The organism is Streptomyces longispororuber, from assembly GCF_014656095.1.
GTDB lineage: Bacteria > Actinomycetota > Actinomycetes > Streptomycetales > Streptomycetaceae > Streptomyces > Streptomyces longispororuber.
This window is the reverse complement of sequence record NZ_BNBT01000022.1, coordinates 65289-76645: the sequence shown is the minus strand read 5'-3', so window position 1 is coordinate 76645 and position 11357 is coordinate 65289. Positions and strand designations below refer to the sequence as shown.

The following is an 11357-nucleotide window of genomic DNA, read 5'->3' as shown; positions in this document are numbered from 1 at the left end:
GTCCCGGAGGCCTTGCGCGGCCGGGGCACCGCCAGGCGCGGCCCGGCGAGCCGGGGCCGGGGCACGGCGAGGCGGGGGCGCTTCGGCTCGGGCGGGGCGGCAGCGGGCGGGGCGGGCACCACGGGCTCGCCCGACGGGTCGGCCGCGGCGTCGACCAGCTCCTCCGGGGTGCCGATGCGGTCCAGGATGCGGCGGACGGCGGCGGGGCTGTCGGCGCCCTTGGCGCGGCGGCGGTCGATCTCGCCGCGCAGGTCGGCGACCAGCCGCATCCGGGCGGCGGACGGGAGCTGGCGCTGCTGGGCGAGGTCGCCGACGCGGCTCAAGTAGTCGAAGACGAGCTGGTCGCTCTCGATCCCCACGAAGTACCCTCCGGGGCTGCGGTGTTGAGGTGGGCCCGGACACCGACGGTACCGCGTCCCCGCGAACGGCCGGTGACGTACCGTCAGCGGGGCCGGCCGTCAGCCGTCGGCGAGCTCGGCGACCCCCGTGACGCGGTGCAGCGGGTACGTCCGCACCTCGTCGGCCGTGTGGTCGTACGCCGTGACGAACCCGCCCTCGACCCGGATGGGGGCGATGACGCGCTGGCTGGCGGCGCCGTCGGCGTTGACGTAGCCGATCCAGAGCGCCTCGCCGGTGAGGACGGCTGCCTGCATGGTGGCGAGGGTGTCGGCGGACGTGGTGCGCGGCAGGTCGCCGGGGGCCGTGGCGTGGACGGGCTTGCGCGGCGCGGTGGAGGCGAGGTCGCCGGCGCGGATGGCGCGCACGGCGGCGGCCGTGTACGCGCCGAGCCGGTCCTCGGGCAGCGGCGGCCCGTCGGGGACCGGCTCGGGCGGGGTGCGCGGCGGGGTGCGGTGGCTGTGCGCGCGGGTGACGAGGACGTCGCCGTCGGCGCTCTCGGCGGCGGGCGCGAAGCCCATGGCGCGCAGCCCGTCGAGGAGCGCGGCCGGTTCGGCCTGCGCGGCGAGCACCGTGCCCGCGAGGCGCCGCAGCCGCAGCCCCTGGGCCCGCTTGTCGGCGAGGATCTCGTCGAGCACGCCCTCGTCGTCGCAGCGCACGTACGCGGAGGCGGCGCCGACGCGCAGATGGCCGTGGCGGCGGGCCACGTCGTCGATGAGGTACGCGAGCGGCTGCGGCACCGGCGTACGGGAGTGCGCGGCGAGGAAGGCGTGCAGGTCGGACGCGCTCTGCCCGGCGTCGAGCGCGCGCCGCACCGAGCCCGGCGTGAACCGGTAGACGGTGGCGCCGCCCTTGGACTCGACGTCGGCGAGCACGGCGAGGGCGTCCGCGAGGGGCCGCCGGAGCGGGCCGGGGGCCACGGCGGTGAGGTCGGCCTGGAGGAGGACGTGGTCGAGGGGTTCGGGCAGGAGCGGGGCGAGGAGGCGGGCGGCTTCGTGGGCGGCGGTGGCGCGTTCGGCGGGGGTGGTGGCGGCGGACGCGGAGGCGGCCTGGGCGGGGGCGAGGGCTTCGCCGCGCGGTGGCACCTGCGCCGGGGGCCCGCCGAGCAGGGCCCGCCCGTGGGACGCGAGGGCTCCGCGCCCCGTGACGCCGAGCGACTCGGCCTCGGCCAGGGCCCACCGGGCGAGCTGGGCCCGCAGGTCGGAGGCGCCCCGGCCGGGAGGCCGCTCCCAGCGCAGCCGGGCGAGGACCGACTCGGGCTCGGCGGCGGCGCCCTCGGGCAGCGTGCCCAGGAGGGCCAGCACGCGGTGCCGCACCTCGGGTGCGGCCGAGCGGTCCAGGCCCGGCCCGAGCGCGGACAGGGTGCGGTCCTTGGCGTCGCGGCCGCCGACCAGGCCGGGCGTGCGGGTGGAGGCCAGCCAGGCGGAGGCGAGGCGCGCCCAGCGCTCGGGGGCGGGCAGCTCCAGCCAGGAGTCGTAGGCGGGCGTGGCGGCGTACCGCTCGTCGGCCTCGCCGTCGGCGGCGACGAGCCCGGCCACGTAGGCCAGTTCGACCCAGAACGCGGCCTGCGGCTCCGGCACGTCCAGGGCGGTGGCGGTCCGTTTCAGGTCCCGTACGCTCAGGCCGCCCGCGCGCAGCACGGCGGGGCCGCCCTCGTCCCAGTCCTTCAGCAGCTCCTCGACGGTGGCCAGCGCGGTGTACGCCTGCCCGGCGGCGGTCGCGTCCACCACCTGGGGCCGGTGTTCGCGGGCGACCGCCACGTCCGGCGGCGTCGGCTCCAGGTCGCGGTGGGCGCGCCCGCCGCGCAGGTGCAGGGCGGCCTCCCGGGGCAGCACGACCGTGCCCGGCGCGGTCGGCAGGAGCAGGCCCCGGTCGAGCAGCCAGCGCAGGTGGGGCGCCGGGTCGGCGGTGACCTGGCCGTAGGGCGGGCCCCACACCAGGCGGGACAGCACCTCCACGGACTCGGCGGGCGCCCCGTCGAGCAGCGCGGACATCCGCCGCGCGTCGGTGAACAGCGCGGTCAGCGACTCCACGGCCGACACCGCGTCGTGCGTGGAGGGCAGGCCCGCAGCCGTGACGAGGCTCTGCACCCGGCCCGGCGACATGCCCGCCGTGGCCTCGGCGACGGTCGGCCCGAGCCCCGTGGGCGAGGGCCGCTGCGGGGCCGGGGCGAGCAGTTCGCGGGCGGTGCGCACCAGCCGCAGCCGGTCGTCGGGGCCCCAGACGAGGGCCTGTTCGCGCAGGGTGGCGAGGGCCCGGTCGAGCGCCGCGCGGGGCGCCTCGGCGAGCAGCCCGGCCAGCTCCTCGTAGGGCGCCGGGTCCGACGCCACGGCCAGGGCCTCCGCGACCTGCTGCGCGAACCGGTCGAGCCGCTCCAGGGCCCGGACGACCGAGGCGCGGGTGCCCGCGCGCGTGGCGAGCTGCGTCAGGTCGTTCGGCACGGGGCTGACGAGGTCGGGCCGGGCCCGCAGCAGCGCGACGAGCGTCGCGTCGTCACTCGCCCGAAGGGCTTCCGCCAGGGAACGAGGCGCGTCGGGGGTGCTCATCCTGGCAACGGTAGCCGGTCCCCGCCCCGGGTCCAGGGCCTCACGACCCTGGCGTGGCCCTCACCGGGGGCTCCGCGGGGCCCTCGCGCCGGGGGCGGACGGGGCACCGGCACCGGGGGCGGACGCGCACCCCGGCGCGGGAGCGGGCCCCGGCACCGGCGGCCCGCGCCCCGGGCCCGAGGGCCACGAGCTGCTCGCCGCGCACCTCGCCGCCGTGGCGGCCTGGGCCCGGGCCGGGCGATCATGGCGCTCCGCCACCGGGGCGCCATGCGGCACACTGGAGAGTTGGCCGAGCGGCCGATCAGCAGCGGCCGACCGGCCGCGCCTGCGACGGCCGACGGCCGGACCTCCACCGAAAGGGCCCCGAAGACGTGAACGGACCCCTCATCGTCCAGTCGGACAAGACCCTCCTGCTGGAGGTCGACCACGAACGGGCCGACGCCTGCCGGCGCGCCATCGCCTCGTTCGCCGAGCTGGAGCGCGCCCCCGAGCACATCCACACGTACCGGGTGACGCCGCTCGGGCTGTGGAACGCGCGGGCGGCGGGGCACGACGCGGAGCAGGTCGTGGACGCCCTGGTGGAGTTCTCCCGCTACCCGGTGCCGCACGCGCTGCTCGTCGACGTGGCCGAGACGATGGCCCGGTACGGGCGGCTCACGCTCAGCAAGCACCCGGTGCACGGGCTCGTGCTCACCACCACCGACCGGCCGGTCCTGGAGGAGATCCTCCGGTCGAAGAAGGTCCAGCCCCTGGTGGGCGCCCGGATCGACCCGGACACCGTGGCCGTGCACCCCTCCGAGCGCGGCCAGATCAAGCAGACGCTGCTGAAGCTGGGCTGGCCCGCCGAGGACCTCGCCGGGTACGTCGACGGCGAGGCCCACGCGATCGACCTGGCCGAGGACGGCTGGGCGCTGCGCCCCTACCAGCGGCAGGCCGTGGAGAACTTCTGGCACGGCGGCAGCGGCGTCGTCGTCCTGCCCTGCGGCGCGGGCAAGACCCTCGTCGGCGCCGGCGCCATGGCCGAGGCCAAGGCGACCACGCTCATCCTCGTCACCAACACCGTCTCCGCCCGGCAGTGGAAGCACGAGCTGGTCAAGCGGACGTCCCTGACCGAGGACGAGATCGGCGAGTACAGCGGTACGAAGAAGGAGATCCGGCCGGTCACCATCGCCACGTACCAGGTCCTGACGACCCGGCGGAAGGGCATCTACCCCCACCTGGAGCTGTTCGACTCCCGGGACTGGGGCCTGATCCTCTACGACGAGGTGCACCTGCTGCCCGCGCCCGTCTTCAAGTTCACCGCCGACCTCCAGGCGCGCCGCCGCCTCGGCCTGACGGCCACGCTGGTCCGCGAGGACGGCCGCGAGTCGGACGTGTTCTCGCTCATCGGGCCCAAGCGCTTCGACGCCCCGTGGAAGGAGATCGAGGCGCAGGGCTACATCGCGCCCGCCGACTGCGTGGAGGTGCGCGTCGACCTCACCGACAGCGAGCGGCTCGCGTACGCCACCGCCGAGGCCGAGGAGAAGTACCGCTTCTGCGCGACGACGGCGACCAAGCGGAAGGTCACCGAGGCGATCGTGCGGAAGTTCGCGGGCCAGCAGATCCTCGTCATCGGCCAGTACATCGACCAGCTCGACGAGCTGGGTGAGCACCTGGACGCACCGGTGATCAAGGGCGAGACGTCGAACGCGCAGCGCGAGAAGCTCTTCGACGCGTTCCGCGAGGGCGAGATCTCCGTCCTCGTCGTCTCCAAGGTCGCGAACTTCTCCATCGACCTGCCCGAGGCCACCGTCGCCATCCAGGTGTCCGGCACCTTCGGGTCCCGGCAGGAGGAGGCCCAGCGGCTCGGCCGCGTGCTGCGCCCCAAGGCCGACGGCCACCAGGCGCACTTCTACTCCGTGGTCGCGCGCGACACCATCGACCAGGACTTCGCGGCCCACCGCCAGCGGTTCCTGGCGGAGCAGGGGTACGCCTACCGCATCGTCGACGCGGATTCGCTGCTCGCGGAGTGAGCGGGGGTTCCTTATGGGGCTGCGCCCCTTTCCCCGCTTCGCTGGCCCTTCGGGCCTCGTCCTCAAACGCCGGACGGGCTGGGAGCGGTTTGTTCGGTGTTTGTCATCGTCAGGAGGGTGAGGGCGTCGGCCGACGGGGTTCCGGGCTCCGCCGCGTACGTCACCAAGGTTTGGTCGGGGGCGCCCGCCACCTGGAGTTCCTCGCGGTGCAGGAGCAGGTCGCCGGCGCGGGGGTGGCGTAGCCGCAGCGTGCCGTGGGTGGTCTCGCGTACCTGGTGCTCGGCCCACAGGCGGCGGAAGTCCTCGCTGCGCACGGAGAGTTCGCCGAGGAGGCCGCAGAGCCGGTCGTCGCACGCGTGGCGGCCCAGGTCCAGGCGCAGCGCCACGACGGTGTCGCGCGCGGCCTCCTCCCAGTCGGCGTACAGCTCGCGCGCGCCCGGGTCGAGGAAGATCCGCCAGGCCACGTTGCGGCGGTCGGCGGGCCCCGCGTCGACGTCGCCGAACAGGGCCCGGGCCAGGGGGTTGGCGGCGAGGACGTCGAGCCGGGGGCCGAGGACGTACGCCGGTACGCCGTCGAGCGCGCGCAGCAGGACGCGGACGCCCTCGCGGACCGGCCGGGGGTCCGGTCCGGGCCGGGCGCCGGGGCCGGAGGAGTGGCGCAGGGCGCGTACCAGGTTGCCGAGGTGGGCGCGCTCGGTGGCGTCGAGCCGCAGCACGCGGGCGACGGCGTCGAGCACGCCGTCCGAGACGTTCTGCGTCCGGCCCTGTTCCAGGCGCGTGTAGTAGTCCATGCTGACCCCGGCGAGCTCGGCCAGCTCCTCCCGGCGCAGCCCGGGCACGCGGCGGCGCCCGCCGAAGGGCCGCACGCCGAGGTCCTCCGGGCGGAGCCGGGCCCGGCGCGACTTCAGGAAACTGGCGAGTTCGGCGCGGAAGTCCATGGGCTCATTCTCCGCGACGCCGCTCCCGGCCCGGTCTCCGCGCCGCCGCCTCCGGGCCCGGCGCACGGCCTCCCCACCGCCAGCCTGGTTCCGGCAGACCCAGGGTCGGGCCGAGCCCTGGGTAGGAGTGGCCGGGCGGCGCAGAGTCGGACGCGTACCGATCGCGGGGCAGCCCGCGCCGACTCCGGGAGACACCGATGACCACCGCCACCACCAGCACCGACTCCACCACCGGCTCCGCGTCCACCACCAACTCGGCCTCCACCACCGGTTCCGCGTCCACTGCCAGTACCGCTTCCACCCCCGGTACCGTCTCCACCACCGGCTCCGCGTCCACCGTCCTGCCGCTCGCGGGCCGCGTCGCCGTCGTCACCGGTGCCTCCAGCGGCATCGGGGAGGCCACCGCCCGGCTGCTGGCCGCGCGGGGCGCGGCGGTCGCCCTGCTCGCCCGCCGCGCCGACCGCCTCGCCGGGCACGTCGCCGGGATCGAGGCCGCGGGCGGCACCGCGCTCGCCGTCCCGGCGGACGTCACGGACCCGGCCGCGGTCACGGCCGCCGCCGAGCGGGTCCGCGCCGAGCTCGGCCGGGCCGACCTCCTCGTCAACAACGCGGGCCTCGCCCTGCCGGACCACCTCGGCCGGGGCGGCGACACCTGGCGCCGCATGATCGACGTGAACGTCGGCGGCGCCTTCGCCGTCATCGAGGCGTTCGTCCCCGACCTGGTCGCGGCGGCCGCCGAGCGGGGCCACGCCGACCTGGTCACGATCTCCTCCGCCGCCGCGGACACCGTCCTGCCCGGCTTCGGCGGCTACGCCGCGTCCAAGGCGGCCGTGAGCCACCTGCTGCGCAACCTCCGCGCCGAGCTGGCCCCGAAGGACGTACGGGTCACCGCCGTCGAGCCCGGCGCCGTCGACACCGAGCTGCGCGACGACCTCGGCGACCCCGCGCTCACCAGCGCCGTCCAGGAGGCCGTCGCCGCGCTCGGCCCGCTTCCCACGGGCACGGACGTCGCCGAGCTGATCGCCTTCGCCGTCACCCGCCCGCGCCACGTGAGCCTGCCGCGGCTCTCGCTGCTGCCCGCGTACGAGGTCTGAGTCCGTCGGCGGCGGGCCCCGCGGCCGCCACCGCCAGCAGGAGGCCGAGGCCCAGGAGCGGGTACGGCGCCGCCAACGGCTGCTGCCACCACGGCAGATGGAGGTCGCGGGCGCCCTGGTGGGGGACGAGCCACAGGGTGCGGGCCGTGAACAGGGCCGCCACCGCCGCCGCGAGGCGGTACCGGCCCTCCGCGGCCAGTGCCGCGAGCAGCGGTACGCACCACACCCAGTGGTGGGACCAACTGATCGGCGAGACGAGCAGGGCCGTGCCCGCGGCGAGGAGGACCGCGCGGGCCGGGGTGGCCGCGCGGGCCGCGAGCCACAGCCCGGTCGCCGCGGCGGCCGCGCCGGGCACGAGCCAGGCCGGGCCGGGGTCGGGGGTGTGCAGGACGCGGGCGGCGAGGCCCTGGAGGGACTGGTTGTCGACGATCCACGCCTTGCCGACGCGCTCGGTCTCGTACAGGCGGCGGGTGAAGAAGTCGACGCTGGCGGCGGGCAGGACGAGCGCGCCGACGAGGACCGTGCCCGCGCAGGCCGCCGTGGCCGTGGCCGCCTCGCGCGGGCGGCGGGCCAGGACGAGGTACGCGATGAAGAGGGCGGGGGTCAGCTTGATCCCGGCGGCCACGCCGAGCGCGGCGCCCTTGCCGGGGGCGCCCTCGGGCCGGGTCAGGTCCCACAGGACCAGGCAGGCGAGGGCGAGGTTGACCTGCCCGAACAGGACCGTCTGGAAGACCGGTTCGAGCCACAGGAACAGGGCGGTCGCGGCGGGCACGGCCCCGGGCGGCCGGGGCAGGCCCGCGCAGGTGAGGGAGAGCCGGGTCAGCAGGGCGAGGAGGGCGGTGTTGCCGACGAGGAACGCCGCCTTCAGGACGGGCACCGGCAGCCAGGCCGCCGGGACGAACAGGAGCGCGGCGAAGGGCGGGTACGTGGCGGGCAGGTCCCACTCGGTGACCGTGAAGCCGTACAGGTCGCGGCCTTCGGCGACGGCCGCTCCCTCGGCGCGGTACACGAGGGCGTCCGCCATGGGCAGGCCGCGCGCGGCGCACAGGGCGGCGAGGGCGGCGCAGGAGAGGGCGAGGAGGAGCCAGGCGCCCACCACGGCGGGCGCGCCGACGGTCACGGGCCGTGAGGGCACGGCGTGACCCTAGCGGAGCGGGGGCCCTGGTCGGGCCGGGACGTGCGGGGGGGCTCGGCTTGGCGGGGTTCGGCTCGGCTGCAGGTTTTGGGCCCAGTCGCGGGTGGTGGGCTCGGCGGGCCGAGGGCTGCGGGTCGGCTCGGCGGGGCTGCTCGGCTCGGCTACGGCTGGGCTCGGCTCAGCGGGGCTGTGGCTCGGCGCGGGCGAGGGCTGTGGCTCGGCGCGGGGCCGGGCGGCGGAGCTGGAACCGGGGCGGGTGCGGTGCGCTCGGCGGGGCTGCGGGCCGGTGCGGCCGGACTGGCGAAGTCCAGGGCCAGGGCGGGCGCGGCTCGGTCGGTGGGGCTGCGATTCGTGGGGCCGGGGCCGGGTGGGGCCGAAGGTCTGGGCTCGGTGGTGCGGTCAGCGGCGGACGACTCCTGCCTCCTCCGCGTACTCCCCGAGGACGACGACGCCGATGACCGCGCCCATGAAGACCTTCGCGGCGCGCAGGGCGTCGCCGACGCGGTGCGGGCGGTGCGCCTCGGTGGCGGCCGGCGTGCCGTCGGCGCGGCGGAAGGCCCCGGGCGCGCTGGACACGGCGGACGCGGTGGACAGGGCCGACGTGGCGGACACGGCGGACGTGGCGGACAGGGCGGACGTGGCGGACAGGGACGCGGGGGTGATGACTGCGCTGCTCATGTCTCCATGGTCGTCCTCCGGCCCGCCCCGCACATCGGCCTGGGGGTCCAACCGCCCGCTCCCCCGGTACGACTCCAGACCGGCGCCCTCTACACCTTCGGATGGAGCGCGTCCCTGAGGGGCGTCTCAGGGATACCTCAGGGTTTACCTCCGGAGGGAGCCGCACGTCAGGGCCGGGCCCGGAGCCCGGTCGGAGGCGGGGGGAGGAGAAATTCGTTGGTGCTGCCACAGAGGGCTCACTAGGATGCCTCCTTCCCCGCCTCCCGCCCACGGAGCGCCGCCGCCCGGTCGGAAACCGGCGGCCCTCAGCCATGCACCGCGTACGTCCCGCACCGGAGGCAGCCCCGTGAACGCCGCACCCGCCGACCCCCTCGCCCGCGAGCGGGCCCACCTCACCGCGTCCCGCGCCGCGCTGCGCGCCATGCGGGAGGACGTCGAGGCCCTGGACATCAAGGACGTCACCGCGAACTGGGTCAACGCCGAGGTCCTGCGCGGACAGATCGACGAGCGGATCAAGGCCCTGGCGGACCTCGCGCACACGCCGCTGTTCTTCGGCCGCCTGGACTACCTGTACGCGCCGGGCGCGGAGCAGGCCGAGGGCGCGGACGGCGAGACGTTCTACATCGGGCGGCGGCACGTGCACGACGCCGCGGGCGACCCCATGGTCGTCGACTGGCGCGCGCCCGTCTCGCAGCCCTTCTACCGGGCCTCCAAGAAGGACCCGATGGACGTCGCGCTGCGCCGCCGCTTCGGGTACACGGGCGGCGACCTCACCGCGTACGAGGACGAGCACCTCACCGACCCGGCCGAGGCCGAGCAGGTCAGCAAGTTGCTCCAGCAGGAGATCGAGCGGCCGCGCGTGGGCCCGATGCGGGACATCGTGGCGACGATCCAGCCGGAGCAGGACGAGATCGTCCGCAGCGGGCTCGCCGGGTCGGTGTGCGTGCAGGGCGGCCCGGGCACCGGGAAGACGGCGGTCGGCCTGCACCGCGTCGCGTACCTCCTCTACGCCCACCGCGAGCGGCTCGCCCGCAGCGGGACGCTCGTCATCGGGCCGAACCGCTCCTTCCTCCACTACATCGAGCAGGTGCTGCCCGCCCTCGGCGAGCTGGAGGTGCGGCAGGCGACGGTCGACGACCTGGTGGCGCACGTGGAGGTGCGCGGCACGGACGACACCGCGGCCGCCGTCGTGAAGGGCGACGCCCGCATGGCCGAGGTGCTGCGGCGCGCCGTCCGCTCGCACGTCACGCCGCCCACCGAGGGCGTCGTGGTCGTACGGGGCTCGCGGCGCTGGCGCGTACCGGCGTACGAAGTGGAGGAGATGGTACGGGAGTTGCTGGACCGCGACATGCGGTACGGGGCCGCGCGCGAGGCGCTGCCGCAGCGGATCGCGCACGCCGTGCTCGTGCGGATGGAGCAGGCCGGGGAGGCCCCCGACGACCGCGTGCAGGACGCGGTGGCCCGCAACGCGGCGGTGAAGGCGGCCGTCAAGGCGATCTGGCCGCCGGTCGACCCGGCGAAGCTGGTGCACCGGCTGCTGTCCGACGGGGAGTTCCTCGCCGCGCAGGCGGCGGGTGTCCTCACTCAGGAGGAGCAGAAGGCGATCCTGTGGGCGAAGCCCCCGCGGACGGCGCGGAGCGCCAAGTGGTCCGCGGCGGACGCCGTGCTGGTCGACGAGGCCGCTGACCTGGTGGCCCGTACCCACTCCCTCGGTCACGTGGTCCTCGACGAGGCGCAGGACCTGTCGCCGATGCAGTACCGCGCGGTGGGCCGCCGCTGCACGACCGGCTCGGTCACCGTCCTCGGCGACCTCGCCCAGGGCACCACGCCCTGGGCGACGCGGAGCTGGGCCGAGGCGCTGGGCCACCTGGGCAAGGCGGACGCGGTGGTGGAGGAGCTGACCGCGGGTTTCCGCGTGCCGCGCGAGGTCATCGCGTACGCGTCCCGGCTGCTGCCGGCCATCGCGCCCGGCCTGACGGCGGTGGAGTCGGTGCGGCAGTCGCCCGGGTCGCTGGTGGTGCGTGGGGTGCGCGAGGCGGACGAGGACGGGGCGTCCGGGTCGGCCGGGTCGGACGGGTCGGACGGGGCGGGGGCTCTGGTCGCGGCGGTGCTCGACGCGTGCGCCGCGTCGCTGCGGCGGGAGGGGTCGGTCGGGCTCATCGCGGCGGACGCGCGGGTGCCGGTGCTGGCGGCGGCGCTTGACGCGGCGGGCGTCGCGTACCTCGCCCCGGGCGAGGAGACCACCCCCGACGTCCGGCTCACGCTGGTGCCGGCCTCGCTGGCCAAGGGCCTTGAGTACGACTACGTGGTCCTGGACGAGCCCGCCGCCGTGGTGGGCGGCGAGCCCGACGAGCGCACCGGGCTGCGCCGCCTGTACGTGGCCCTGACCCGGGCGGTGTCCGGGCTCACCGTGCTGCACGCGGCCCCTCTCCCGGAGCCCCTCCGGTGAACCGGGGCCGCGCGGGGCGGGCCTTCCCCACCCCCCCCGTGCAGCCCCACCACGCCCCCCGGCCCGGCCCTCGCAGGCCCAGGCCTTGGCGAGACCTTCCCCACCCACC

At 76.6% G+C, this 11357-nt stretch carries 7 protein-coding genes and 1 pseudogene; 3 read left to right on the top strand and 5 right to left on the bottom strand.

What is annotated here, in order from left to right:
* A pseudogene (locus IE330_RS10640) lies at positions 1-359 on the bottom strand (HAAS signaling domain-containing protein); the annotation flags it as partial.
* 99 nt (positions 360-458) lie between these two features.
* The gene (locus IE330_RS10635) at positions 459-2942 is read right to left on the bottom strand and encodes a helicase-associated domain-containing protein (RefSeq protein WP_190135667.1); all 2484 of its coding nucleotides are present in this window, start codon (positions 2940-2942) and stop codon (positions 459-461) included.
* 371 nt (positions 2943-3313) lie between these two features.
* On the opposite strand from IE330_RS10635, the gene IE330_RS10630 reads away from it, so the two are divergent.
* The gene (locus IE330_RS10630) at positions 3314-4954 is read left to right on the top strand and encodes a DNA repair helicase XPB (RefSeq protein ID WP_190135666.1); all 1641 of its coding nucleotides are present in this window, start codon (positions 3314-3316) and stop codon (positions 4952-4954) included.
* 62 nt (positions 4955-5016) lie between these two features.
* Here IE330_RS10630 and IE330_RS10625 read toward each other — a convergent pair whose 3' ends face one another.
* Positions 5017-5892 (bottom strand): helix-turn-helix transcriptional regulator, encoded by an 876-nt coding sequence (locus IE330_RS10625; RefSeq protein ID WP_190135665.1) that lies wholly within the window; start codon positions 5890-5892, stop codon positions 5017-5019.
* Between the two features lie 197 nt (positions 5893-6089).
* Between IE330_RS10625 and IE330_RS10620 the strand changes: the two genes are divergently transcribed.
* Entirely contained in the window at positions 6090-6986 is an 897-nt protein-coding gene (locus IE330_RS10620; RefSeq protein ID WP_190135664.1) for an SDR family oxidoreductase, read from the top strand.
* Here IE330_RS10620 and IE330_RS10615 read toward each other — a convergent pair.
* Together IE330_RS10615 and IE330_RS10610 are read right to left on the bottom strand one after the other, a co-directional pair.
* Positions 6925-8106 (bottom strand): glycosyltransferase 87 family protein, encoded by a 1182-nt coding sequence (locus IE330_RS10615; protein ID WP_373314616.1) that lies wholly within the window; start codon positions 8104-8106, stop codon positions 6925-6927. The genes IE330_RS10620 and IE330_RS10615 overlap by 62 nt on opposite strands.
* 414 nt (positions 8107-8520) lie before the next feature.
* On the bottom strand, positions 8521-8799 hold the full coding sequence (locus IE330_RS10610; protein WP_190135674.1) for a hypothetical protein: 279 nt from the start codon (positions 8797-8799) through the stop codon (positions 8521-8523).
* Between the two features lie 244 nt (positions 8800-9043).
* On the opposite strand from IE330_RS10610, the gene IE330_RS10605 reads away from it, so the two are divergent.
* Complete coding sequence (locus tag IE330_RS10605; protein WP_190135663.1) at positions 9044-11248, top strand: HelD family protein; 2205 nt, start codon at positions 9044-9046, stop codon at positions 11246-11248.
* The last annotated feature ends 109 nt before the right edge of the window (positions 11249-11357 follow it).